Source organism: Kribbella soli, assembly GCF_004331345.1.
GTDB lineage: Bacteria > Actinomycetota > Actinomycetes > Propionibacteriales > Kribbellaceae > Kribbella > Kribbella soli.
The window spans coordinates 694344-719491 of sequence record NZ_SJJZ01000002.1; the positions used below are offsets into that span (position 1 = coordinate 694344).

General features: G+C 67.0%; 25 protein-coding genes. 7 read left to right on the forward strand and 18 right to left on the reverse strand.

Annotated features, from left to right (window positions below; translation table 11 throughout):
• Positions 1-191 precede the first annotated feature (191 nt).
• Complete coding sequence (locus E0H45_RS17545; protein WP_131338541.1) at positions 192-1685, forward strand: FAD-dependent oxidoreductase; 1494 nt, start codon at positions 192-194, stop codon at positions 1683-1685.
• A gap of 12 nt (positions 1686-1697) precedes the next feature.
• Here E0H45_RS17545 and E0H45_RS17550 read toward each other — a convergent pair whose 3' ends face one another.
• From E0H45_RS17550 to E0H45_RS17570, 5 genes are all read right to left on the reverse strand, one after another.
• Entirely contained in the window at positions 1698-2054 is a 357-nt protein-coding gene (locus E0H45_RS17550; RefSeq protein WP_131338543.1) for an ester cyclase, read from the reverse strand.
• Positions 2055-2102: 48 nt separating this feature from the next.
• Positions 2103-2402 carry an AzlD domain-containing protein gene (locus E0H45_RS17555; RefSeq protein WP_131338545.1) on the reverse strand — a complete coding sequence of 100 codons (300 nt, stop codon included), beginning with the start codon at positions 2400-2402 and terminating at the stop codon, positions 2103-2105.
• Positions 2362-3072 (reverse strand): AzlC family ABC transporter permease, encoded by a 711-nt coding sequence (locus E0H45_RS17560; protein ID WP_131338547.1) that lies wholly within the window; start codon positions 3070-3072, stop codon positions 2362-2364. Before E0H45_RS17560 ends, E0H45_RS17555 begins: the two co-directional genes overlap by 41 nt.
• A complete protein-coding gene (locus E0H45_RS17565; RefSeq protein WP_131338549.1) occupies positions 3069-3620 on the reverse strand; it encodes a CGNR zinc finger domain-containing protein in 552 nt (183 codons plus the stop codon). Before E0H45_RS17565 ends, E0H45_RS17560 begins: the two co-directional genes overlap by 4 nt.
• A gap of 75 nt (positions 3621-3695) precedes the next feature.
• On the reverse strand, positions 3696-5096 hold the full coding sequence (locus tag E0H45_RS17570) for a serine/threonine-protein kinase (protein WP_131338551.1): 1401 nt from the start codon (positions 5094-5096) through the stop codon (positions 3696-3698).
• Between the two features lie 103 nt (positions 5097-5199).
• Here E0H45_RS17570 and E0H45_RS17575 point away from each other — a divergent pair, with 103 nt between their 5' ends.
• Positions 5200-5595, forward strand: coding sequence for a nuclear transport factor 2 family protein (locus E0H45_RS17575; RefSeq protein ID WP_131338553.1), 396 nt, complete (start codon positions 5200-5202; stop codon positions 5593-5595).
• 147 nt (positions 5596-5742) lie between these two features.
• Here the strand turns inward: E0H45_RS17575 and E0H45_RS43775 are convergent, their stop codons facing one another.
• From E0H45_RS43775 to E0H45_RS17590, 3 genes are read right to left on the reverse strand one after another with little or no spacing between them, the layout of a single operon-like run.
• Entirely contained in the window at positions 5743-6048 is a 306-nt protein-coding gene (locus E0H45_RS43775) for an NAD-dependent epimerase/dehydratase family protein (RefSeq protein WP_337590413.1), read from the reverse strand.
• Between the two features lie 52 nt (positions 6049-6100).
• On the reverse strand, positions 6101-6721 hold the full coding sequence (locus E0H45_RS17585; RefSeq protein ID WP_131338555.1) for an NADPH-dependent F420 reductase: 621 nt from the start codon (positions 6719-6721) through the stop codon (positions 6101-6103).
• Positions 6722-6778: 57 nt separating this feature from the next.
• Positions 6779-7609 carry an SDR family NAD(P)-dependent oxidoreductase gene (locus E0H45_RS17590; RefSeq protein ID WP_238155065.1) on the reverse strand — a complete coding sequence of 277 codons (831 nt, stop codon included), beginning with the start codon at positions 7607-7609 and terminating at the stop codon, positions 6779-6781.
• Between the two features lie 86 nt (positions 7610-7695).
• Here E0H45_RS17590 and E0H45_RS17595 point away from each other — a divergent pair, with 86 nt between their 5' ends.
• Complete coding sequence (locus tag E0H45_RS17595) at positions 7696-8595, forward strand: LysR family transcriptional regulator (RefSeq protein WP_131338557.1); 900 nt, start codon at positions 7696-7698, stop codon at positions 8593-8595.
• A 24-nt stretch (positions 8596-8619) separates the two neighbouring features.
• On the opposite strand, the gene hrpB is transcribed toward E0H45_RS17595, so the two are convergent.
• Positions 8620-11136, reverse strand: a complete 2517-nt coding sequence (gene hrpB / locus E0H45_RS17600; protein WP_131338559.1) for an ATP-dependent helicase HrpB — start codon at positions 11134-11136, stop codon at positions 8620-8622.
• Positions 11137-11278: 142 nt separating this feature from the next.
• On the opposite strand from hrpB, the gene E0H45_RS42475 reads away from it, so the two are divergent.
• Complete coding sequence (locus tag E0H45_RS42475) at positions 11279-11419, forward strand: RICIN domain-containing protein (RefSeq protein WP_165546495.1); 141 nt, start codon at positions 11279-11281, stop codon at positions 11417-11419.
• Positions 11420-11493: 74 nt separating this feature from the next.
• Here the strand turns inward: E0H45_RS42475 and E0H45_RS17610 are convergent, their stop codons facing one another.
• Both E0H45_RS17610 and E0H45_RS17615 read right to left on the reverse strand, forming a co-directional pair.
• Complete coding sequence (locus tag E0H45_RS17610; protein WP_131338563.1) at positions 11494-11931, reverse strand: SRPBCC family protein; 438 nt, start codon at positions 11929-11931, stop codon at positions 11494-11496.
• Positions 11932-12016: 85 nt separating this feature from the next.
• Positions 12017-12190, reverse strand: a complete 174-nt coding sequence (locus E0H45_RS17615; RefSeq protein WP_131338565.1) for a CsbD family protein — start codon at positions 12188-12190, stop codon at positions 12017-12019.
• Between the two features lie 209 nt (positions 12191-12399).
• Here E0H45_RS17615 and E0H45_RS17620 point away from each other — a divergent pair, with 209 nt between their 5' ends.
• The 3 genes from E0H45_RS17620 to E0H45_RS17630 all read left to right on the forward strand — a co-directional run bounded on the left by E0H45_RS17620 (position 12400) and on the right by E0H45_RS17630 (position 14275).
• A complete protein-coding gene (locus E0H45_RS17620) occupies positions 12400-12957 on the forward strand; it encodes a hemerythrin domain-containing protein (RefSeq protein ID WP_131338566.1) in 558 nt (185 codons plus the stop codon).
• Positions 12958-13193: 236 nt separating this feature from the next.
• Entirely contained in the window at positions 13194-13511 is a 318-nt protein-coding gene (locus E0H45_RS17625) for a MerR family transcriptional regulator (protein ID WP_131338568.1), read from the forward strand.
• A 71-nt stretch (positions 13512-13582) separates the two neighbouring features.
• Positions 13583-14275, forward strand: a complete 693-nt coding sequence (locus tag E0H45_RS17630; RefSeq protein WP_131338570.1) for a GAF and ANTAR domain-containing protein — start codon at positions 13583-13585, stop codon at positions 14273-14275.
• A gap of 19 nt (positions 14276-14294) precedes the next feature.
• Here E0H45_RS17630 and E0H45_RS17635 read toward each other — a convergent pair whose 3' ends face one another.
• From E0H45_RS17635 to araA, 7 genes are all read right to left on the reverse strand, one after another.
• Entirely contained in the window at positions 14295-17000 is a 2706-nt protein-coding gene (locus tag E0H45_RS17635) for a carbohydrate-binding protein (RefSeq protein WP_131338572.1), read from the reverse strand.
• A gap of 30 nt (positions 17001-17030) precedes the next feature.
• Complete coding sequence (locus E0H45_RS17640) at positions 17031-17861, reverse strand: carbohydrate ABC transporter permease (RefSeq protein ID WP_238155066.1); 831 nt, start codon at positions 17859-17861, stop codon at positions 17031-17033.
• Positions 17858-18784 carry a carbohydrate ABC transporter permease gene (locus tag E0H45_RS17645; protein WP_131338574.1) on the reverse strand — a complete coding sequence of 309 codons (927 nt, stop codon included), beginning with the start codon at positions 18782-18784 and terminating at the stop codon, positions 17858-17860. The genes E0H45_RS17640 and E0H45_RS17645 overlap by 4 nt, the downstream gene beginning before the upstream one ends.
• Positions 18785-18839: 55 nt before the next feature.
• Positions 18840-20153 (reverse strand): ABC transporter substrate-binding protein, encoded by a 1314-nt coding sequence (locus tag E0H45_RS17650; protein ID WP_131338576.1) that lies wholly within the window; start codon positions 20151-20153, stop codon positions 18840-18842.
• Between the two features lie 55 nt (positions 20154-20208).
• Positions 20209-22305 carry an alpha-galactosidase gene (locus E0H45_RS17655; RefSeq protein ID WP_131338578.1) on the reverse strand — a complete coding sequence of 699 codons (2097 nt, stop codon included), beginning with the start codon at positions 22303-22305 and terminating at the stop codon, positions 20209-20211.
• 148 nt (positions 22306-22453) lie between these two features.
• A complete protein-coding gene (locus tag E0H45_RS17660; RefSeq protein ID WP_202872372.1) occupies positions 22454-23461 on the reverse strand; it encodes a LacI family DNA-binding transcriptional regulator in 1008 nt (335 codons plus the stop codon).
• Positions 23462-23618: 157 nt separating this feature from the next.
• Entirely contained in the window at positions 23619-25130 is a 1512-nt protein-coding gene (gene araA / locus E0H45_RS17665) for an L-arabinose isomerase (RefSeq protein WP_420323335.1), read from the reverse strand.
• Positions 25131-25148: the final 18 nt, after the last annotated feature.

Consider the following 25148-nt stretch of genomic DNA (forward strand, 5'->3'; position numbering starts at 1 on the left):
ACGCGGCGGTGGTAGCTAGCGCGACGGCGGCGGACTTTGCGTTGGTCACGCGGTCCTCCTGTCCGGAGTGGGGACCCACCTGTTACCTCCCGCCTGCAAGCCAACCCTCGAGCGGCACTCCAGGCGCATGGACGAATGTGGGCTGGGTACCCGGATCGAGCCAGGACGGTGTCGGGGGGAGGCGAGCAATCATGACGAACCGCTCGGTCTGGCAGGCGACTGCGACGATGCCGCAGTACGACGCAATCGATCGCGATCTGCACAGCGACGTCCTCGTCGTCGGTGGCGGCATCATCGGGATGACGACCGCGCTGTACCTGCAGCAGGAGGGGACGGATGTCGTCCTGCTCGAGGCGAGGCGGATCGGCGCACGTACCAGCGGCAACACCACCGGAAAAGTCACTTCGCAGCACGGTGCCATCTACGCAAGCCTGGTCGATCGGCACGGACGTCAGAAAGCCGAGCGGTACGCCTCGGCCAACCAAGGCGCCGTCGACCAGATCGCACTGCTGGTTGACCGGCTCAGTATCGAGTGCGAACTGATCAGAGGGCCGTCGTTCGTCTACTCAGCAGGCAACCTGCAGCGCGAAGCAGATGTCGCATGGGATCTCGGTCTGCCGGCTCAGCTCGCTGGACCTGACGAGACCGGACTACCGGGTCAGGGCACGTCGGCTGTGCGCTTCGACCACCAGGTGATGCTTCATCCGGTTCGCTATCTGGCGGGCCTCGCCCGCGCCTTCATCGAGGCGGGAGGCCAGATCTTCGAGCACAGCCGAGTCACTGATCTGAATCCCACCGACGACCGCGTCGAGGCGCTGACCGCCGTCGGGCCACGAGTCAGCGCAGCGCATGCGGTGGTCGCCACTCTGCTGCCGATCGGCACCCTCGGCGGGTACTTCGCCCGCACCAGACCGAACCAGTCGCACGGGATCGCCGTCCGGCTGCCAGTCGAAGCACCGGCCGGCATGACCATCTCGGCCGACACACCAGTGCGGTCTACTCGACCATGGCCCGGAGGCGGCCCCAACGGGCTCATCGTGGTCGGCGGCGGACATGAGACCGGCGCCGAGCAGGACACGGATGCGGCGTACCAGAGCCTCATCGACTGGGTCGGCTCGCTCTGGAACACCGATGTGCAGCCCGACTATCGCTGGTCCGCCGAGGATTACAGCACGCCGGACCTGCTCCCGTTCGTCGGCAAGGCTCCCGGGTCACCGATCCTGATCGCGACAGGCATGAACAAATGGGGCCTCACCAACGGAACCGTCGCTGCCGGCATCCTGCGCGACACGATCCTCGACCGGGAGAACCCCTGGAGCGAGCTGTACGACGCCAGTCGCATCGGCGACGCGCACGCTGTCGCGGAACTCGTGAAGGACAACCTCAAGGTCGGCAAGGAGTTCGCCGCCGGACACCTCCGCCGCATCCTGGGCCACGGGCTCGACCACCTCGAGGTCGGCGAGGGCGGCCTGTACGACCTCGACGGCAAGACTGTCGGCGCGTACTGCGACCACGACGGCCGCCCGCACACCGTCGTACCGGTCTGCACCCACCTCGGTTGTCCCCTGCGCTGGAACCAAGGCGACACCACCTGGGACTGCAACTGCCACGGCTCCCGCTTCGCACCCGACGGCTCCGTTCTCGACGGCCCGGCGACGGCCCCGCTGGCCAAGCCCGACGAGTGAGCATCGACCCGCCTACCTCGCCAGGCGGGCGTGGTCCAGGTCGCCCCAGACCTGGACGATCCGGCCGTCCTTCACGTGGTACATCGCGAGTTCCTGCAGGCTCACGGACCGTCCGGCGGGTGCGGTGTAGGTGTCGATCAGGTGCGCACTCAGCCAGCCACCGTCGATCAGCAGGTGCCGCAGATCCCAGTGGAAGTCCGGATATTCCTGTACGACGTTCCGCAGGCCCGCGGCGTAACGTCGTACGTCGTGAGGCGCACCGTTCACCTCGACCCTGTCGTCGATGAACTCGCCGAGCCCTTCGAACCGGTACTCATTGCAACGCTGCAGATACCGCCGGTAAAACTCTTCCAGGTCTCCGCGCTCCATGCACAAACCTGTACCCAACCGGTCAGGTGATCGACGGTCTGCGCTGTTCTAGGCCGACACGAGGCGGACGAGGGCTGTGGTGGCTACGCCTGCGGCGGCTGCTGCCACCATCGGCATCCTGACGAGGTTGAGGACGCCGGCAACGCCTACTCCGACCAGCTGGGTCCAGTCGACCGTTCGGCCGCCGAGGTCAGTCACGATCAGTCCGGCGAGCAACGCCGGTGCGGTCAGCTGGGTGACACGGACCAGGGCGGGCGGGAGATCGCGCTTCCCGAGGACCAGTGGGCCCGCGGCCTTCATCAACCAGTTACTGGCGCTGACGATCAGTACACACAGGTACAGCTTCATGAGGCCTCCTTCGTCGCAGTCCGATCAGGGTGGCCGCAGCAGCGCCCAGCAACGCGTAGCTGGGACTGGTGACAAACAACAGCCCGGCGGCAATCGTCCCGCCGAGCAGGCAGGCAACGAGTGCGCGGCGGGATCGGCGTACTTCGTCGATCAGCAAGATGATGAAGAACGCGGGGAACGCCACGTCGAGCCCGAGCTTGTGCATGAGATCCGGCGATGGCGCGGCCAGTACGCCGACGGCGGTGCCCGCGGTCCAGAAGATCCATTGCGGAACGCTGACTCCGATCATCCGCCAGACGTCGTACCGATCGTCCTCGTCGTGCGCGGCCAGGAACGAAGCGTCGACGATGGCTTGCGCCTGGAGCATGCGTGCCAGCCGGCTGCCGCGCAGGCTCGGCGCGATCGCCACACTCATCACCAGATATCGCACGTTGATCACCATGGACGCGACGATCGCCGCCAGCACCGTTGCACCGGACAACGAACTGAGCAACGTGAACTGCGCCGAGCCGCTGAACGCGAACGCGGAGAACACCACCGGCACCACAGTCCCCCATCCTCGCGCCCGCGCTTCGGCACCGAAGTTCAGTGCCAGTACGCCGGTCGCAAGCGCCGGCCCGATGCCGAGACGAAGCCCACGGGTGAACGAATGCCGGTCAGGCGACATCATGCTGTCGTTCCCCGCGCCCGCTCGTAATGCCGTCGAGCGCGAGCCCGGTTGCCGCAGTCTGCCGAACTGCACCACCGGCGCGAGCCGTTCTTGCTCCGGTCGAGGAACAGCCAGCCACAACCGTCATCTCCGCACTGGCGCAACCGGCCCAGGTCTTCGTCCTCGAAGAGCCGCCAGACCGCTAGCCGAACGGCGTCTCCCGGATCATCGGCTCGCCATCCGAACGGACTCAGCTCGACGGATGCCGACCGCACGACCCCGGAGATGAGGCCGTGCAGCGCATCGACCGTCGCACGCGCAGGCCGATCTCCGACGGCGAGGCGTGCCAGTACGTCGTACGCGATGTCTCGCGCAGCTACCAGGTCGTCGCGCAGCCGTCGCGTCACCACTGCTTGATCCCTGCTGACGCCGGCGGCCAGCAGCCAGCGCTCCACATTCGGCAGGTCGGCGAACCGATCGACCGTTCGCGTGGGATCGCGACGCCACGCCACAGTGTTCACGAGGTCGAGCGCGAGATGTCCGCCGATCAACTCCGGCCGATACGTCACCCGGAACCACCTCCGCGCCTCATCCTAACAGTCAATACTGCTTTTGGCTGTTAGAGAACACGAGGCGTCCTGTGGCTAGTCGGCTGCCGCCGGGGTTTCGGTGCGCTGGGGGCTGGGCGACGAGGTTTCAGGTGGCGGAGTACTCGTCGTGGGAGTGCTGCTGGTCGGCGTGCTTGACGGGGAGTCTCCCGTCGAAGGCGTTCCTCGGGTGGAAGCGCTCGGCGTGGCGCTGCTCCGGGTGGGCACGCTCGGCGATTCCGTACCCGGCGACGATGTATCGGTCACCGACGTACTGGGCGTAGGAGTGCTCGGCGTTACCTGTTCAGAGGTGCCTTGCGATGGGCGAGCCGAGGTGGCCTTCGTGCGATCCGGCTGGTTCGCGCCGGTCGATGCCGTTCTCGTCGCGGTGGCGTTCGGCTTCGGCGTACTGGGGCTGCTTTGAGGACCGACCTCGGTCGTCGGGGGCAACCTGGTGTCGTTGCCGTTGAGTAGGACGCCGGCCAGCACGGCCCCTCCTGTCGCGAGGACGGCGATCCCCCCGACGAGAAGTGACTTCCTTCGTGTCCGGGTCGGCGTTTCCGGCACGTCGAGTGGTGGCTGCGTGGCGGTGACGACCGGGTCGTTCGCTGCCATAGCTGCCGAGGACATGGCAAGGCCGAGAGCACCTGCCGGCAGCTGAGCACGCAAGGCGCCGCCCGCGATCTCGGCTGCGGACGGACGGTCAGCGGCATCCTTCGCGAGCATCCGCAGCAGAACATGCTCGAACGATCCGGCCAGCTCGGGGCGGGCCGAACTCGGCGGCGTCGGAGCGGTGTCGACGTGCTGGTAGAGAATCGCCGCCGGGTGCTCCGCCGTGAACGGAGGCTGACCGGCAACCAGTTGATAGAGCACGCAACCCAGCGCGTACACATCGGCTGCCTTCCCCGCCTGCTCACCCTTCGCCCGCTCGGGGGCGAGGTAGTGCGTGCTACCGACGATCTGGCCCGTCGCCGTGAGCGTGCTCGCCCCTTCTCCTGGAAGGTGAGCGATGCCGAAATCCGCGACCTTCACGGTCCCGTCCGCCGTCACCAGCAGGTTGCCCGGTTTCACGTCACGATGGACGACATCCTCCCGGTGCGCCGCGGCCAGGCCCGCGGCCGCCTGTTCGACGATGTCGATCGCACGATCCTTCGGCAGCGGTCCGTGTTGAGCGAGCTCCGCGGCGACGGTGCGGCCTTCGACCAGCTCCATCACCAAGAAGAAACCTTCGTCGTGAGGACCGAAGTCGTACACCGAGACCACGTGCGGGTCGCTCAACCTCGCGGCAGCTCGCGCCTCCCGCTGAAATCGTTCGCCCGCTCTGGCGTTCTGATCAGACGGCAGCAGCAACTTGACCGCGACCACCCGCCCCAGCAGTTCATCCGTGGCACGGAACACTTCCCCCATGCCGCCCCGACCAACAGACGGCCCCAACCTGTACCGCTCAGCAATAAGCATCCAGATCCCCGTACCCAGCCCAACCGCAAACGAACCCGTGACGACCCCCACCTGGCGACTGCATCGCGTTCTCCGCAGAGAGATCGCGGATTAAGGTGGGCCAATGGATCATAAGACGGCTCAGGACTGGCTCGACCGGTACGTCGAGGCGTGGACGTCCTACGATCCGAGCGACATTGCGGACCTGTTCAGCGAGAACATCGCGTACCGCTACCACCCGTACGACGAAGCGATCGCCGGCCGGGACGCCGTCGTCGCATCTTGGCTAGGACAGAGCGCGTCGAACGACGCCTCCACCCGCGACGCACCCGGCACCTACGAGGCCGAATACTCGCCGGTCGCGGTCGACGGCGACACCGTGGTGGCCACCGGCACCTCGCGCTACCGCGAAGTACCTGACGGCCCCATCGTCCGCACCTACGCGAACTGCTTCATCATGCAATTCGACGACGAAGGACGCTGCCGCGAGTTCACCGAGTACTACCTCCGCCACCCCTGAACGCACCAGGCTACGACCGCTCGCACTAGGTGAATCCGACAGCGACGGCCGGCGACTGGGACATCGGATGGCCCGGCGCTCCAGGCCGATGCGTGTGGTCAAGTGCGTGTCCCTCCTCGGACACACAACTCATTCACACGGTCGGCCTCAAGCTCTTGCCGACTGAGACGGTTCGTCCGGTAGCCCTGCGGGTGCCGCGTTGTGCTGCTCACGCGACTCGACCGGATCCCAGCCCGATGCTCGAGGTGAGTGACTTGCTGTCGATCTTATTCGGATCCTGCCGTCAGGTGGCGGAGAAGTAGTGGCCGTTGTCCAGGTCGGCGAGCAGGCTGGGGTGAGGGCCGCAGCCGTGTCCGATCGGGCCAGGCCGGTGACCTCGTGCCCGGCGGCGATCAGCTCGGGGATGATGTACGAACCGGAATGGCCGGTCCCGCCAGCGACGAAAACGCGCACGCTACTGCTCCTTGCGAATGAGGTGGCACGAGAAGTGGTGGTGCGGGTGGGCTCAGCTGAGAACGCTGACGCCGAGAGAGAAGTTGAAGTTCCCGACGCCGTTGCTGGCCAGGCCCATCGTCAGCAGGCCTGCTCCCTCCAGCCAGCGCGCCATCGTCAGGCCGCCGGAGTCCAGCGGGCGCAGCCCGAGGCTCTCGATGAATGTCGACACGCGTGCCTTTGCCTGCGCGTCGTCGCCGGCGATGAAGACGTCGGGTCGGCCCTGCTCCAGGACATTACGGAAGACGGTGTTGAAGGCCTTCACCACGCTGGCGCCGGCCGGGGCGACCTTGGCGACTTCCTGCGCGATCGAGGTCTCCTCGCTGTGGGCCAGCCCGTCGAACGTGGCGTTGAAGGGGTTGCTGATGTCGACGATGACCTTGCCCGCGAGGGCGTCTCCGTACTCGACGACGACCGGAACGACGCCGTTGTACAACAGGGCCGTGATGACGACGTCCCCGGCCGGTACGGCGCCCCACTTTCCCGCCTTCGCACCGCTTCCGAGAGCCTTGGCGAGGTCATCGGCCTTGGACTGATCGCGGCCCATGACCTCGACGGTGTTGCCGCCCGCGACCGCCAGCGTGCCGATGGTACGGGCCATGTTCCCCGTACCGATCAGGGTGATGCTGCTCATGAGGTGTGCTCTCTTCCTGGCTGTTGTGGTGTGCCCACGGCATTCCTGGTGTGTGGTTCAGATGGCGGTGGTGCCGCCGTCGGTGACCAGTTCCAGGCCGTTGACGTAGCTGGAGTCGTCGGAGGCGAGGAACAAAGCGACGGTGGCGATTTCGTCGGGGCGGCCCATCTGTCCTCGGGGGATGAGGGACTCGAATGCGGCCTTGGTTGCCTCGTCGAACAGTTCTTCCTGTTTGGCGGTCGCGACCTGGCCGGGGGTCAGGACGTTGACCCGGATCTTGCGGTCGCGCAGTTCGTTGAGCCAGACGCGGGCCCAGGCCTGCTGGACGGCTTTGCTTCCCGCGTAGAGGCTCCAGCCGGGGAAGGCGCCGAGTGAGGCGTTGGATCCGGTCATGAAGATCGAGCCGTTGTCGTTGATCAGCGGCAGCGCCTTCTGCACGGTGAACAGGGTGCCGCGCGCGTTGAGCCAGAAGGCGCGGTGGAACTGTTCCTCGGTGATCTCGCCGAGGACGGCCGGTTCGCCCATCCCGGCGCTGGCCCACAGCACGTCGATCGAGCCCTTTTCCCGCTTGACGGTGTCGTACAAGCGATCCAGGTCGTCCAGTTCGGCCGCGTCGCCCTGGACGGCGGTGACGTTGCGGCCGATCAGCTTGACGGCGTCATCCAGTGCTTCCTGCCGCCGGGCCTGGATGAAGACGTGCGCACCTTCCTCGACGAACAGCTTGGCGCCGGCCAGTGCCATGCCGGTGGATCCACCGGTGATAACGGCTACCTTGCCATCGAGCTTTCCCACGATCACTCCATAGGTATTGATGGATATCCGAAACAATTCGGTTCTTATACGCGCTAACGAAAAGGGTTCCTTATACCGAATTCGCTCGGGCCCCATTAACGATGCCATTGGTATTCGTGGGTGTCCAAGACCTCTTTCGGCCGTGGCGATACCCTGGAGGCATCGCCGGACCGGGAGGCTCCATGGATCTGGACCTGCGCAAGTTGCGCTACTTCGTCACCGTCGCCGACCGGCTGCACTTCGGCCGCGCCGCCGATGAGCTGCACATCGCGCAGCCGGCGCTCAGCCGGCAGATCCGCGCTCTGGAAAAGGATCTCGGCGCTTCGCTGTTCACCAGAGACAGCCACGGCGTAGCGCTGACCGACGCCGGCCGGCAACTGCTGGACGACGCCGGTCCGCTGCTCGCCTCCGCGCAGGCGATCCGCCGCCGGGTGTCGGTGGCCGCCCGCGGCAGCCGGCGGCTGGCGGTCGGCTTCCGGACCGGCATCCCGGTCATCCCGGCGGCCCGGGCGTTCGAGGCCCGACATCCGGACGTGGTCCTGGACGTGCAGCGGATCGAATGGGACGACCAGGCCCTGATGCTGCTCGACGGCCGCATCGACGTCGGCTATGTGCGGCTACCCATCGACGAGACCGGCCTGCGCGTGACCCCGCTGTACACCGAGCCGCTCATGGTGGTGCTGCCCGCAGACCACCGGTTGGCCGGCAAGGAGCAGGTCACCGAGGCCGACCTGGCCGGTGAACCGCTGGTCTGGCATGCCGACCCGAGCACGCAGCCCACCCGGCGCCCGCACCCCGACTCCGGGCTCCGCGTGCGCGGCGTGGAAGAGAAACTCGAGCACGTCGCGGCCGGCCGGGGCATCTCGTTCGTGGCGCGTTCGGAGACAGTGTTCTACTCACGTCCGGACATCAGCTACGTCCCCATCCCGGAACTCGCGCCCGAACAGGTGTGCCTCGCGATGGCGGCATCGCGCACCTCGCCGCTGGCCAACGACTTCTTCACCGCGGCGCAAGCGACAGCCGAGATCACAGCAGAATGCGGAAGCTACGACCTGGGTGCGGCTGAGTCGTCGAAGATGTGATCCCGCCCGGGGTCAGCCACCGGTTCACTGGCGAGGTTTTGGTCGTTTGGTGGGGGTGGCGGTGAGTGGGTCTTCCGGCCACGGATGGCGGGGGTAGCGGGCTCGCAGGTCGGCTCGGACCTGGGGATAGCCCTGCTTCCAGAAAGAGGCGAGATCGCTGGTGATCGCGACCGGGCGCCGTGCGGGCGACAGTAGGTGCAGAACGACTGGGACACGACCGTCCGCGACGGCTGGAGTGGCAGTCCAGCCGAATACCTCCTGCAGCTTCACAGCCAGGACCGGCGGCTCGACACCGTCGTACGCGAGTCGCACGTCAGAGCCCGATGGCACCCGAAGCCGTTCCGGTGCGAGTTCGCCGAACCGGGCTGCCGCGGGCCATGGCAGTAGTCGCCTGAGCGCCGAAGCCACGTCGATGTGGGCGAGATCGCGCGCGCCTCGCACCGACGCGAGCTCGGTACCCAGCCATTCGTCGAGATCGGCCAGGAGCGCCTCGTCGTCGACCGCGGGCCACGGGGATCCGAGGTGGGCATGGCAGAACGCAAGCCGCTCCCGCAAGGCGAGTGCGGCCTCCGACCAGCGCAGTACGGACAGACCACTGCGCCGGATACCGTCGCGGACAGCCGCTTGGACCAGTAGCCGGTCGGGCTTTGCCAGCGGGACGTCGTTGAGCACGATCGCGCCGAGTGCCTCAACACGCCGCGTCACGATCCGGCCGTCGTCCCAGCGGATCTGGTCGGTGGTCGAGACGAGGTCGCCTGCGATGTCTCGCGCGGTCTGCTCATCGATCGGCGCCGCGGAACGGATCCTGGCGTCGGCGCGACCGGGTGCCCGGTCAGCAGCCGCGATCGCCAGCCAGGTCGTCGTCCGCAACGGCGACTGCGGATCCAGCGCAGCACCCGTACCACCAGCCATCTGGTACGTCGCCAGATCGGCCCCCCGGACCCGCGCAATCCGATCCGGGTACGCCAGCCCCACCACAACCCCCACCGCAAGATCATCCGGTACGGCGCCCGTCTCCCGCCGTACTCCATCTCCACCCAACGGGTCGCCTCGGCCCAGGCGCTTCGTTTGTTCTCGCCAGCGGGCCGTAGCTCCGCGATCCTGGCCACGGCGGAGGGCCCGCCAGCGGGCCGGCAGATCATCGCCGAAGTCGCGACCGGAGTCGTCCGAGAGCATCGCGACGACCTCGCGCGCCCGATCGGCGCCGACCCGCGGCGTCCCGTCCAGCAACGCACGAGCCAACCGAGGATGCGCCCCGATCGCCGCCATCCGCCGTCCCCGCTCGGTGATCCGGCCACCGTCGTCAACGGCATCGAGGCGGCGCAGCAGTTCGGCGGCCGCGGTCATCGCCACCACCGGCGGGGCCTCCAGCAACGTCAGACCGGCTCCGGCAGACGCACCCCACGCCGCCAGGTCGAGGGCGAAGCCTGCCAGATCGGCGATCGCGATCTCCGGCGCCGGATGATCGTCGAGATGCGAGTGGTCGGTGGCAGACCAGCACCGATAGACCCGGCCAGGCGCCTCCCGCCCGGCGCGACCCGCTCGCTGGTCGGCCGACGATCTCGAAACCCGACAGGTGACCAACGCACCGAGGCCCCGCGATTGATCGGTCCGCGGCTCCCGGGCAAGACCCGAGTCGACCACGACCCTGACTCCAGGCACCGTCAGCGAACTCTCCGCAACCGACGTCGTGACCACGATCCGACGAGTGGCGGCCGGCGTCAACGCGCGCTCCTGTTCAGCCCTGGACTGGCGACCGAACAACGGCAGAACATTCTGACCGGCCAACCGGCGAGTCACGCCGTTGATCTCGGCCTCCCCCGGCACGAACACGAGGATGTCGCCGTCGTTCTCGGTCAGTGCACGCCGGACGACGGCCGCGATGTGATCCAGCAATCGCGGGTCGACCCGCCCACCGGGAAGCAGCGGCACGGGGACCGGTGGCGGGGCCCACTCGATCGCCACGTCGAACAGTGCCGCGGACGCGGTGATCACTGGGGCCGGAACGTCGCTGCCCAATGCGCGACTCAGCCTGCTCGTGTCCGCCGTGGCCGAGGTCGCAACGATCGCCAGGTCCTCCCGAAGATTCGCCCGGATGTCGACGCAGAACGCGAGCAGCAGATCGGCGTCGAGGTGCCGCTCGTGGCACTCGTCGATCACAATCGCGGCGACACCTGGCAGCTCCGGGTTCTGCTGCAGACGCCGTACGAGGAGCCCGGTCGTCACCACCTCGATACGGAGTCCTTTGCTGCCGCTGCGTTCGCCGCGCATCGCGTAGCCGATCCGCTGCCCTAGCGGTTCGCCGACCAGCATCGCCAGCCGGGTCGCAGCCGCGCGGGTTGCCATCCTTCGCGGCTCGGCGACGATGATCGTGCCCCCGAGCGCGTCGCCCAGTGCAAGCGGCAACAGCGAGGTCTTCCCCGATCCGGGCGGCGCAACCAGCACAGCGGTACCGCGCGATCGCACCGCATCGACCGTGGCAGGCAGAACCGCCCGGACAGGCAGGTCCGCCCCCGGCACCGACGACTCAGGCAGCAACACGCCCCGACGCTAACCGATCAAGACGGCAGAGTCCCCCACCTACCCCCAAGCGGGTTCCACTGTCAACGGTTGTTCTGGGCAACTGACTCGCGGACGACGACCGGGCAGGGCAGCAAGGTCGGGTGGGTCGAGCCTGACCTTGGTGCACGTCGCGGCCTGCTCAGGCGGCGGCAACCAGAAGTGGCGCCAAGGCAACTTCGGCTCACTCATCAATCAAGCCTCCGGGCGGTGCCTGGACCTGCCCGAGGCCGACTTCACCAACGGCCGCCAACTGCAGATCTAGGACTGCGTCGGAACCCGCAACCAGAGCTGGGTCGGCCCGTCCTGACCCACCCGAGATCGGCCGCTGGCGTCACGTCATGAGGTCCGATGCTCGGCGAGGAGGGCGAGGCGGTGGAGGGTCTCGGTGTTTCGGGCGCCCAGGAACAGATCCTGCACCGGCGCAGGCAGCAATGACACCGGACCACCGGTCGCCTGCTCGAACATGACGAGACGACATCCCGTCTCCACGGTCGTCGCCCGGAACTCGACCTCGCCGTGTCCGGCCGGCCAGGCCCTGACGCGCAAGCGCAGGCGACTCAACGGCTCGTACTCCAGCACCGAGGTCGTGTCGTTGATCAGCACCGGCCAGGCGCCGACCGAATGGTGGATCTTCCCGCCGGGTTCCGGCCAGGGCGGATCGACGTCACGCACTCGGGACGCGCCGACGACCCAGGCGCCGTACGACCAGCCGTCGGTAAGGATCGCGAACACGTCGGCGGGGTCAGCTTTGATCAGAATTTCGTTCTCGCTCACCCGCCACCGGTACCCCGGCGGAATCCGACGCACAGGATCCCCGCTCGAGGGAGCGGGGATCCTGGAGCGCGACAGGGGCGGCGCGTCAGTCCTTGAATGCGTCCTTGACCTTCTCGCCGGCCTGCTTGAGGTCGGCCTTCGTCTTCTCCGCCTGGCCTTCGGCCTGCAGATCGCGATCGTCGGTCGCCTCCCCGGCCTTCTCCTTGATCTTGCCCTTCGCCGACTCTGCGGCGTTCTTCATCTTGTCGTCCATACCCATTGGTGTCTCCCATCGTCGGTTCCGTCGCCGGCCGACAGACCGGCTTCGGATGAACGGGACCGCCCCCCAGACGGCGCTACTTCCATCGGCGCACCCATCCGGTACCCGTGGTCCACCCGATCAAGCCCGGAATCCGTTGCCTGGTTTCAGCTGGGCATACGGCGTGGGTACCGGCACGGCAATCCGATCCACCTGAAAGGGACACCGAGATGCCGGCAGACGTTGTCGATCTGATCATGCAGGACCATCGTGAGGTCGAGCGCCTGTTCGACGAACTCAAGGACCACCCGGAGAAGCGCCCGACATTGCTTCCTGTGCTCACCACTCTCCTGACCGCGCACAGCCGCGCCGAAGAGGCCGAGGTCTACCCGGTCGCGGCCTCGGAGGCCGGGGAGAAGGAAGAGGTCTCGCACAGCCAGCAGGAGCACATCGAAGCCGACCAACTCCTGGCCAAGCTCGCCGAGACCGATCCGGCCTCGGCCGGCTTCGACAAGGTCCTGCAGAACCTCGTCGACGCGATCTCGCATCACGTCGAGGAGGAGGAGACCAAGGTTCTGCCCGGCATGCGCGCGAACCTGTCCGCGCAACGGCGTACCGAGCTCGCGGATGCGTTCGCGGCCAGCCGCGCGCAGCACCTGGGTGAGCAACCCGGGGACATGACCCGCGACCAACTGCAGCAGCAGGCCTCGAACGCGGACATCTCCGGCACCTCGGGACTGCCGAAGGACGAGCTGAAGAAGAAGGTCGAAAGCGAAGGCGACCTCTGAGGCAGCGCACGACGAGCCGCTGAACCTACCTCGGCCGATTCGCAATATCTATGGTGGCGACCATAGACATTGCGGGTCGGCCGAGGTAGTCTTCCTGGTGCTGACAGAGAAGAACATCGAACCTGACGTACGCAGTCAACGGGATTGCCAATTCACCACCCCAGGCGCCGGTGCGAGCGCACCGGGGCTTCTTCGGCGCGGAGGCTCGATGACCCCAGACGCACACGGAGACTTCGATGAGTTCAGATCCGGCAGACGGGCCGGCCAGCTTCGACGATGACGACTACCCCGCGTTCACCATGGGTCGGGCGGCAGACATGCTCGACACCACGCCGGGCTTCCTGCGCAGCCTGGACGAGGCGAAACTGATCACCCCGCAGCGTTCGGACGGTGGTCACCGCCGCTACTCACGTTATCAACTGCGACTGGCGGCCAGGGCCCGTGAGCTCGTCGACCAGGGCACCGCTCTCGAAGCGGCCTGCCGAATCATCATCTTGGAAGATCAGCTCGCAGAAGCCCTGCGGATCAACGAAGAAATGCGAGACCAGAGCTAGCACCACGGCATCGGTGGGGTTCTGCCACCGGGGTGCATCACCCGACAACCGCATCCCGCTTGGAGACCGAGATGGCCCTGTCAGAACCCGCCCAGGTGTTCGACGCCGGTTCGTTCGCGCAGTTCGCGCTGGAGTTGCACGATGCTGCCGGAGTGGACGAAACCCTGGAAGCGATCGTGCAGTTCGCGTTACAGGCGGCCAACTGCAAACATGCCGGCGTCGCGCTCGCAGCCCGCGGCGGCCGCGCAGAGGTCGGGGCGATCACCGATCCGATCGTGGAGACGCTGTACCGGATCCAGATCGAGACCGAGCAGGGTCCCATGCTGACGGCGTTGTCCGGCCACACCGTCACCGTTCCCGACGTCGCGACCGACGACCGCTGGCCACGCTGGCACATCGCGGCCGCGAGCGCCGGGATCGGAAGTGCGCTCCACGTCCCGATGAAGATCAGTGAACACACGACCGGCGTCCTGTCGCTGTACAACGCCGAGCCGAACGCGTTCACGGTCGACGACGAGGCGATCGCGCACATCCTGGCCCGGCACGCCTCGGTCGCGGTGGCCACCGCCCGGCATGAAGTATCCATGGCCCAGGCGGTGGATGCCCGCAAGCTGGTCGGACAGGCGATGGGGATCCTGATGGAACGCTACGACATGAACGATGATCAGGCGTTCGCGGTTCTGCGGCGCTACTCCCAGGACACCAACACCAAACTGCGCGACGTCGCCCAGCAGCTGATCGAGACCCGCAAACTGCCCCGCTGACCGCTGCTGCCTCCGCGCTTCACCGTACGGCGGAGATCGTCGCCCTTCCCGCGGCGAACTTCGCCAGCGTCACGGTGTCGAGGTGTGGTGCGGGACCAGTGGGGTTGCCGATCGTCAGCGCGCCCGTTCCGGTGACGAGCGTCAGAGGGATCGTCTTGTCCCAGAAGCTGTTCCACGAATAGTTGTGCCGGAAAGCGCCACGGACCGTCGAACCGCCGGCCTCGGACACGTCGAGGAAGCGGCTGATCACCTGGGGGTTGTAGTTGATCGGATCGGACTTGTCGGCGTTGGCGGCCGAGAAGACCAGCTGGTACTGACCCGCGCCGAAGCCTTGTGGCCGGGCCATCGTGATGGTGTTCCCGCTGCCCTTGCCGACGTCGATGACGTCGTGCACGACACCCGCGACATCAGCCGAGCCGTTCGAACCCGTTGCGGCAGGCAAGCTCTCCACAGCGGCGGTTCCGGCGAGTGTCAGCGATTCCGCCTCGACTCGACGGACGTTGGCGGGATCAGCCTCCGCCGCCAGTTGAGCAGCACCTCGCGACGTGGCCACATCACCGAGCAGGACATCGCCCGCTGGTGCGCTCACGGTCAGCTCGTTGATGCCCTGGGGCAGGTAGACCCGGGCAGTGGCTGCCCACGAGCCGACAGCGTCGACCTCCGGCAGTACGACGGGTCGCCCGTTCACCGTCAACTTGAGCCGGCGGTGCGCCTTGGTCGTGGCGAAGTGCGTGGTGATGTCGTAGTACCCGGTCGCTGCCGTCGCCGCGAAGACGGTCGCGGTACCGGGTCCACTCAGCGCGGCGTATCCCGACGTACCGGCCTGTGAGTAGGCAAGCTTCGCCCCACCCGCGAGCCGCGCGTCGACAGCGGGATAGACGGCGTTCTCCCCTGCACCGTTGTCGTAGAGGTCGAAGCGGTCCAGGACGATGTCGAGCCCGGGAAGCCGAGTGGTGCCGTCCTTCGATCCGCGGACGGACAGGGTGTGCGTGCCGGCGCTCAGGGTGAGCGGGACGTCGGTCGTTCCCCGGTACGTCCAGTGCAGGCCCGCGGAGTAGTCGATCATCTTGGCGAACACACCGTCGACGAAGAGCGCGTGCTTTCCTGGTACTCCGTTGGTACCGGCGAGGATCGACAGTCGGTACGAGCCGCTGTGCGGGGCAGTGACCGACCAGGTCGCGCTGGAGGCGGCCTGGTTGAACGAGCCGACGTCGCGAGAGTTCGACGCCATGAACGACCACTCACGAGTCGGGTCCTCGTAGTAGACGGTGGCGTTGGAGACTGTGGTGTTCTCGGCCTCGACGCTGCTCACCAGGTCCGTCGAGACGGGTTGCCGTGCCGCGATCGCCGGCGTGATCTGCACCTGATAGGCCGAGTAGCGGTCGCTGTTCGGCACAGTGAGCTGGAGCTGACCGTTGCTTACGGCAACCCGCTCGGACAGTACGACGGGCGGTTGCAGCGACGCACCTTCGGCCCCGTTGAGCCGGTCGGCCCGGACGGTGACGTCGACGGTGTTCCCGAACCTGCGGGGATCGAGGCCTGTGAGGCTGAGGTTCACGTCCTGGCTGCCGCCACCGAACAGGACCGTTGCCTTCTTGTTGACGGTGTCCACGGCGGCCATGCCCTGCAGGGTGTCGACGGCGTTCAACCGTGGCGGGGTGACCTTGACCGTCTTGGTACCGGCCAGATCGCCGTACCACTTGAACATCCACCAGCCGCCGTTGCCGCCGTTGTTGCGGGAGCTGTTGTCCGACAGGTTGCCGGAATAGTTCCAGTAGGCGGTCTCGGCATCGACCTTCGCGTCCTCGAACATCGACATCCACTGCACCAGCTGACCGGGGGTGCCCATGTCGCGCAGCATGCCGAACTCGGTGATGTTCACCGGGATCCGCGGTAGGCCGAGACTGGTCAGGAGAGCCTCGTACTGCGTGTAGTTGCCGCGGAAGGTCGCGAGGTTCTGGGTGCCGAGCTCGTGCCAGATGAACAGGTCGGGAAGCTGGTTGTGCGCCTTCCCGTAGGCGAGCAGATCCGCGCTGGGCTGCTGATGCCAGGCGTACCAGCCAGGCCCGCCGATCTTGGCGTGGCCGAGGCCGTGCTCGGCGTACACGGCCTGAATGGCGTCGTACGCAGCTGACCAGTCCGCCAGGAAGAGGTCCTTCTGGTTCGCCCAGTCGCCGACCGGGTACCAAGGCCCTTCGGGCTCGTTGAAGGGCACGAAGACGATGTCCTTCGGATGTGCCGACGTCGTGGCGATCGTCTCCGCGACCTGACGAATGATCGGCAGGTAGTCCCAGACGCCGTCGTTGTTGTCGTCGCCGGGACGCTTTCCCTTGTTGTAGGGCCAGTCCGGGTACATGTCCGGAACGTAGACGAGGAGATCCTTGCCGGCGCCGGCGAAGAAGGACTTCTCGACATCCAGTACGTCGCCGTTGGGGTGCTGCGCTCCGTCCGGAGGCTTCTGGGACGTATTGGTGACGTGGGCGCCGTTCAGCACGGGCTGGGAGGGCACGCCGTCGTCGCCGAGACCGTACAGGGTGCCGCTCGCCCCTCCGCGGAAGTCGCCGGTGGTCTGGGAGAAGTCGACCGCCAACGTCTCCGTTGTGGCGGCCGCGGTCGAAGGCTGGGCCGTGACGGCCCCGATCGTCAGCGCAAGCGCAGACACGAGTGCGGTCGCGGCGGCTGCCGGCCTCGGTCGGTGGTGCTTCGGTCGTGAGTCTCTGGGCATGAGTCTCCTTCTGAAGTGGGTTGAGCGCACCTACTTGACAGCGCCGCCGGTGATGCCGGAGATGATCCGCCGCTGAGCGACGGCGAAGACGACGAGCAGCGGCAGGCTCATCAGTACGACGTACGCGAAGATCAGGTGCCAGTTGTTGAGGTACAGGCCTGCACTCGCGACCTGGAACAGGTTCAGCGGCAGGGTGTCCTTGCGCCCGCCGATGACGAAGAAGGCGTAGAAGACGTCGTTCCAGATGTACAGGCAGATCAGGATCGTCGCGGTGGCGAGCACCGGGCGGAGCAGCGGCAGGATGATGGTGACGAAGATCCGCACCGGACCGGCACCGTCGACGCGGGCGGCCTCCTCCAGCTCCGCCGGGATGGTGCGGATGAAGCCGGTGATGAAGAAGATCGAGGTGGACATGTAGATGCCGGTGTAGACCAGCACCATGCCGGTCAGCGTGCCGTCGATCGACAACTGGCGCAGCAGCAGCACGAGTGTGATCACCGCGGGCGGCAGCACGATGCCGCTGATACCGATCGCGTACAGCACAGCGATGACAAGCCCACTGCGCCGCGCCAGCACCCACCCGGCCATTGCTCCGAGCAACAAGAGCAGGACCGTCGACGGAAGCACGATCGACAGACTGCCGAAGAACGCCTTCCACACTCTGCCCTCGGTGAAGACCTCCGAGTAGTTGGCGGCCAGGTGCCAACCGTCGCGGGGCAGCGCCAGACTCGGGCTCAGCGCGTCGCCCCGGCTCTTGGCCGAGGTGATGAAGACGAGCCACAGCGGTACGCCGAGGAGGCCGAGCAACAGTGCGACGACGATGCCGGGACGAACCACCCGCCACGTGATGGATGTGCTCACAGTGCCTGCTCCCGTCGCCGGAGGAGCCAGATGGTCGGGAAGGCCATCAGCGCGATGACCAGGAGGAGCACCAGACTCATCGTCGTGGCCTGTGCGAAGAGACCCTGGCCGAAGGTGCGGTAGATGAAGATGTTCAGGATCTCGGTGCTCTGAGCGGGGCCGCCGCCGGTGGTGGCTTGCACGATGTCGAAGCTGTTCATCGAGCCGAGCAGCGCCGTGGCCACGTTGAATGTCACGGCCGGCGCCAGCAGCGGGAACCGTACCCGGCGGAAGGTCTGCCACGCGCCGGCGCCATCGATCCGCGCTGCCTCGAGGACGTCGACACTGATGGTCTTCAGACCCGCCAGGTAGATGAGCATCGCCAGGCCCATCCATTTCCAGGAATGGATCAAAGCGACGTACAGCAGGGTCCAACTGTCGGCCAGCCACGCGTGCTGCACCTCGTGGCCGACGACCCAGCCGAGGACCGAGTTCAGCGCACCGCTCGGCTTCAGCAACGCCTGGAAGATGTAGCCGACCGCGAGCGCGGACATGACGACCGGGATGAAGAACATCACCCGCGCGAACCGGTTCAGTCTCGTGTCCGCCTCCAGGAGGAGCGCGAGTACGAGGCCGAACAGGTTCTGGAACAGGGCCACCAGCGCGGCGTAGATCACCGTGGTGCGCAGGTCCGTCAGCAGCACTCCGTTGCCCAGCAGGGCGCGGAAGTTGTCCAGGCCGACCGGATTGATCGCCGTCTTGAAACTCGACCAGTCGGTGAAGGCGTAGATCAGGTTGTACAACGTCGGGACGAGGAAGAACACGATCAGGACGGCGAACGCCGGCGCCAGGAACCACCAAGGCTGCGCCGGTCGCGGCCGGCCGGCACTGCGCCCAGGAGGGGGCTGGGTCGCAGTGCCGGTGACACCGGCCGGATCGATCATCGAGGACACACTCATCAATACAGTCGCTTCCGCTGGTCGGGGGCCGGCAGGGTGCTCAGAACCCCGACGTACCCATGGCCTTGGCCAGCTGAGCGAACTGGGCCTGCGTCGTCGAGGCCACCTGCTCGGGCGTCATCTTGCCGCCGAGCATGTTCGCGAGGTTGAGGTAGAGGTCGGGGTTGGCGACGGCCAGCGCCTGCATGGATCCGACCGCGGTGGTGAGCGAGTCGCTGACCGAGTTCAGCGCGTCCGGCACCGTGCCGGGCGACGGGACGTCGGTCTCCAGCGAGACGGTGTTCTGGTCGGCCAGGAACTTCGGGTACTCCGACCCGAGCCAGAAGGACATCAGCTGACGGGCTGCGGCCTCCCTCTTGGCGTCACCGGTCTTGAACGCGACGAGGGCGTTGGACTGGTCCGGGATGAACGTGCCGACGTTGCCGCTCGGCGAGATCGGGAAGAAGCCGATCTTCTGGTTCAGCTCGTCGGTCTTGGCCTTCGCCTGCAGCTGACTGAAGAACGAGTTCACCTGGATCACCATCGCGGCGTCACCGGCCAGCAGCGCCTTGCCCTGGTCGTCGAAGGTGGCCGAGGTGATGTTGGAGTTGAACAGGCCTTGGTCGACCAGTTCCTTGTACTTCTTGATCGCGTTGAGGATCGTCGGGTCGGTGAACTTCTCCTCGTTCTTGTTCACCTTGTCCCACAGACCGGCCTTGGCGGCATCCGCCAGCTGCACCTGCACCCACCACTGGGTGGCCCACCGGTCGCCACCCATCTCGTAGAACGGCGTACCGCCCTTGGCCTTGATCGTCTTGGCGGTGGCGATCAGTTCGTCGAAGTTCTTCGGCAACGACGTGACGCCGTACTTCGCCAGCACCTGCTTGTTGTAGTAGACGCCTTCCACCGCCGGGCTCGAGATCAGCGCGGCGTAGCGCTTGCCGTCGAGCATGCCGGTGATGTCGCGCAACGCCGGCTTGAACTTGTCGACCCACGGTGCCCCGTCCAGGACCTGCAGGTTGGTCGAGGCGTTCAGAGCGGTCAGCTGCGACGCGGTGGGCTGCCAGAAGGCCAGGTCGGGTTTGTCGCCGGAGGCAACCTTCGTCTGTACGCCCTGTTCGTAGGGATCCGGAATCGTGACGACGTTGACCTTCGCGCCGGTCGCGGCCTGGAAGTCGCCGATGACGGCCTTCGGGATCGTGTTGCTGTTCTGCGCTGCCCAGATGGTCAAGGTGACGCCGTCCAGCTTCTCGGTCTCCGCAGGCCAGGTCACCGCCGCCGAGGTCTGGTCGTTGCCGGTGCCAGGATTGGTGCAGGCCGCTGCTCCGACCAGGCACGCCAGTGCCAGGACGGCCGAGCCGACTCTTCTTCTCACGAGAACTCCTTGCTGGTCTGATGGTGATGCAGTACGCCGGAAGGCGCGGACGGGATTACTCGACGGGCACCGATCTCAGCTTCACCACCCTGGCTGCGTGCGAGCCGCGTACGTCGACGATGCGCAGCGTTCCGCCCGACGGCTCGCCTTCGATCCGCAGCGGCGACTCGACCGGGAAGACGGCCGACGGGTAGTCCCACCGCATCCCGTCCGGTGCAGGTGGAAGCGTCAGGTCGACCTGGCCCGGCTCTGTGTCCCTACGCCATACAGTGAGATAGAGAGCGTCTCCCCCGACGTCCCTCAGCCCGAGCGAGATCCATTGGTCCGTCCATCGCGGCAGCCCCGTCGGCCAGAACGGAAGGCAGTGCGGGATGCTGTCGCGCAGCTCCCGGTGGGCCCGGACCGCGGCGGCGACCATCAGGCGCTGGTCGTCGCTGAGCTTGTCGAGCCAGCCCGACAGATACAGCCGGCCAAGGATCGCCGTACACAACGTGAAGGCGATGGCGTCGTCGGTCATGTCCGGTTGCGGGTAGGCCCAGTTGGCTGCTTGCTCGGGCAGGATGAGCATCGGTGCGCTCGCCGCGATCGGGGCGTAGGCGTACAGATCCTCCTGGTCCGACGTCGATTGCAGGTCGAACCGAGAAACTGTGGCGAAATCCTGCCGCATACCGCCGGAGGCGCAGTTCTCCAGCATCAGCTGGGGATGACGCTGCCGCAGGCTGTCGATCCACGCGAGGTAGGCGAGGTTGTGACGCAGCAGCCCGTGACCCGCGCTGGCGGCAACGCTGTCCGAGCCGACCCCGGCACGGATGTTGTAGTCGAACTTGAAGTAGCCGACGCCGAGATCGTTGACGAGCCGGTCCACGACTTCGTTCAGGTGATCGACAGCCTGCACACTGCTGAAGTCCAGGTGATAGCGGCCGTGCTCGGTCACGCGCTCTCCGCCCCTCTGCAGGAACGCGGCGTCCGGCAACTTCAGCGCCATCGGGCTGTTCGTTCCGACCACCTCAGGCTCCAGCCACAGTCCCGGCACCATCCCGCGGCGGCGGATGTGCTCCAGGACCTCGCCGATTCCGCCGGGAAAACGCCGGGTCGACGGTTGCCACTCCCCCACCGCGTCCCACCAGTCACCGTTGTCGGCGTACCAGCCCGCATCGATCACGAAGTACTCCGCGCCGCTGTCGGCAGCCGCGTCGATGAGCGGATGCAGGACGTCTGCGCTCGGGTCGCCCATCACGGTGTTCATGTAGTCGTTGAACACCACCGGCAGACCCGGCCCGCCGCCGGGCGCCCGCGACGCTCGGCGGAACCCGGTGATGGCGTCGAGTGTGCCGTCGCCCTCGATCGCCAGCGAGACCGGCACGCTCTCGAAGGTGGCCCCTGGCAACAACTCCAGCTGCCATCCGTGATGCTCGTCGGTCGGACCGAACAGAGCCAGGTAGAGGCCGTCGGGAACCTCCCCCACCTGCCACAGCCAGCCGCCGTTGTGCTCGATCTGAAACGACCAGTGGGTACCGGTGCTGTCGTCGCCGATGACGGCCGTCGGCAGTTCTTGTGCCGTCGGCCAACTCGACAGGCTGCTCGCCTCGATGCAGCCGCGGGTACGAAACGGCCGGCCCGGCGTGGTCAGATCGGGCAGTCCCGCGTCGCGCAGCCGCTCCCGCGACCACCTGCCCTCCGCCAACCAGTCACTGCGCCCACGCAACAGGTACATCTGGTCGATGTCGGCGGCACCGAAGTCACCGAACATCAGCGAGGACACGGCGTGCAGGGTCACCGGCTCAGAAGCGTTGTTGTACAGGCTCGTCCAACTCCGCACGGCCAGGTGCTCGTCATGGATCGACAGGTACGACGTCACGTCGAGGCCGGTGACGGCGTCGGTCTGTGTCAGCGACAGCGTCTGCCAGCTTCCCGACGAGGTCAGCTCGTGGCTGCGATAGCGCAACCGCTGCCCGACGCTCGTTGCGACGTACCGCGGACCCGCCCAGTCACGTCCGTGCCTCGAGGTCAGTACCTCGACCAACGGTCGCTCCGGAGTCGCACCGTCACCCTGGCCCGGCGCACGAACCGTCAGGGTGGCGGGAACGGTGTCCTGCCAGGAAGCCGTGAGGACGAGGCCGCTGCCGGTGCCCGCCATGCTGATCGAGGTCAAAACCCGCTCCAGTGGTCGATCGTGTTTCGGCTATGAAAACGTTGATCAGACCGGAGCGCAAGAGGCCGGAGCAGATTTCTGATAGCGATATCATTTCTGTGTCAGCAGGGATTCCGTGACACAGCGTCAGGTCCGGGTACCCCGAGGGTCAGTCGCGCCTGGGTCCCGTGCTGGCACGGATGATCAGCTGCGTCGGAACGCTGACTGTCTGCTGACTTTCCTGGCCGTTGATCGAGCGTTCGAGCAAGGTGAAGCTCTGCCGTCCGAGCTCGGCGAAGTCCTGCGCAACAGTGGTCAGTGCCGGCGTCACCAGGGACGCGATCGGCTGGTCGTCGAAACCGACGACACTCACGTCGCCTGGAACGCTGCGGCCCTGCTCCGTCATCGCGCGCAGGACGGCGGCGGCCACCTCGTCGTTGCCCGCGAGGACGGCCGTCACCGAGGGGTCTGCCGCCAGCGACTTGGCGAGCTCGTAGGCGTCGAGCGGATTCCACGTCGTCGTCAAATGCTTCGGCGGGCGGATACCCGCCGCCTGGAGCGCGGCACTCCAGCCGGCAGTGCGCCCGCCGCGTCTGCCCGAACTCGGCAAGGCGATGTGATGAACGGTCTCGTGGCCGAGGCCGAGGAGGTATGCCGTCGCCTCCCTGGCCCCACGCTGGTCGGCCAAGAACGCGCGCGGCAGCTTGATCGCCCTGGACTGGGCGGCGGCCGCCACGACGACAGGCACTGACTGCGGCAGAGCGGTGAGCGCGGCGTGGCCCGGCTCGTCGAAGTCGAGCACGATCACACCGGCGACGGAATGGCTGAGGACCATCGCGACGGCTGTCCGGACGGCGTCCTGCTCCGCAGTCTCGACGACGGTGATGACCACCATGTAACCCGCCGCCCGCGCCGCCTCCTCGATACCTTCCACGGTCTTGGCATAGCCGTAGCGCGACGTGTTCGCAGCGAGTACCGCGACCATGGAGCGCGTCCCACTCACCAGCGCCCGCGCCGCCGCGTTCGGCTGGTACCCGAGCTCCTGGATTGCCCGCTCGACCAGCTCCCGCCGCTTCGCGCTCACCGGAATCGCCCCGGTCAGAACACGCGACACGGTGGGCACCGACACTCCGGCGACCCTGGCGACGTCGGCGATCGTGGGAGCCCTGCCAGCCATGCGCTCCACACTCCTCCGTCGACACCCATCACCACGCGATTCACCATAGTGTCGCATCCGTCCCTTGCGGGACTTCAGCAGTCATCACGGGTTGTTGACGGCGCAGATCGACGGCGGGCGCGCGGCCACTCCGTCTCGCGTGCCCCGGCAACCGGTGTCAGCGGGCGCCTGCCCTGCTGAGCCGGTGGTAGACGTCGTTCCAGTGGAGCTCACGCTGGAACTCCCGCACGGTGGTCGACGCGTCGATGACGGCCAGTTCGACGGAAAGCATGTCGGCGAAGTCCTCGTAGACCTCCCGGTCGAGGGCCGTGCTCAGGACCGTGTGATGCGGTGCCCCGGCAACCAGCCACGACTCGGCCGAGGTGGACAAGGACGGCTCGGGCTTCCACACCGCACAAGCGACCGGCAGCCGCGGGAGCGCCTCGTCCGGCTCGACGAGGTGTACGACGTTCGCCGTGAGCCGGAAGCGGTCGCCGAGGTCGGCGATCCCCACCACGACACCGTCACCCGGATCGGCAGTGAAGCGCAGCCGGACGGGATCCTCGCGGCCGCCGATGGACAGCGGATGAATCTCCAGCGACGGGCGGGCCGTCGTGAGCGACGGACACACCTCGAGCATGTGCGCGCCGAGGATCTTCTCCTCCCCCGGCACCAGGTGGTAGGTGTAGTCCTCCATGAAGGATGTGCCGCCCGGCAACCCGTCGGCCATCGCCTTGCTGGCACGCAGCAGCACAGAGGTCTTCCAGTCGCCCTCGCCGCCGAATCCGTAGCCGTCGGCCATCAGCCGCTGCACGGCCAGACCGGGCAGCTGGCGAAGCCCGCCCAGATCCTCGAAGTTGGAGGTGAACGCTCCGAACCCACCAGCGGTCAGGAACGACCGCAGGCCCAGTTCGATCTGTGCCCCGTAGCGCAGCGACTCGTGCCGGTCGCCGTCGGGCAGCAGCTCGGGTACGACGGCGTACGTGTCGGCGTACTCCTCCACCAGGGCTGAGACCTCGGCACCGGTGACACCGTCGACCGCTTCGACGAGCTCGTTGACGCTGTAGGTGTTGACCGATACGCCGAACCGCAGCTGCGCCTCGACCTTGTCTCCCTCGGTCACGGCGACGTCGCGCATGTTGTCGCCGAAGCGCGCGAGCTTCAGCGACCGTAGTTCGGCGACACCGAGCGCCGCGCGGGCCCAGTGCCCGACTCGCTCCTGGACGTTCCGCGACTCGACATGCCCGGCCACAGTCTTGCGCGGAACCTGCAGCCGGGACTGGATGTAGCCGAACTCCCGGTCGCCGTGCGCGGCCTGGTTGAGGTTCATGAAGTCCATGTCGATCGTTGACCAGGGCAACGCGACATTGGCCTGCGTGTGCAGGTGCAGCAGCGGCTTGCGGAGCGCGTCGAGTCCGGCGATCCACATCTTCGCCGGCGAGAACGTGTGCATCCATGCGATGACGCCGACGCACTCCGGCGCGCTGTTTGCGTCGAGCATCTGCCGACGGATCGCCTCGGCATCGAGCAGCACCGGCTTCCACACGATCTCTACGGGCAGGCCGGCGTCGACGAGACGCTTGGCCACCGCCTGAGACTGTTCGGCGACCTGCTCGAGGGTGCCAGGGCCGTACAAGCCTTGGCTGCCGGTCAGGAACCAGACCTCGCGAGCGGTCTCAGTGGTGTTCACAGTCATGCGGTCCTTCCG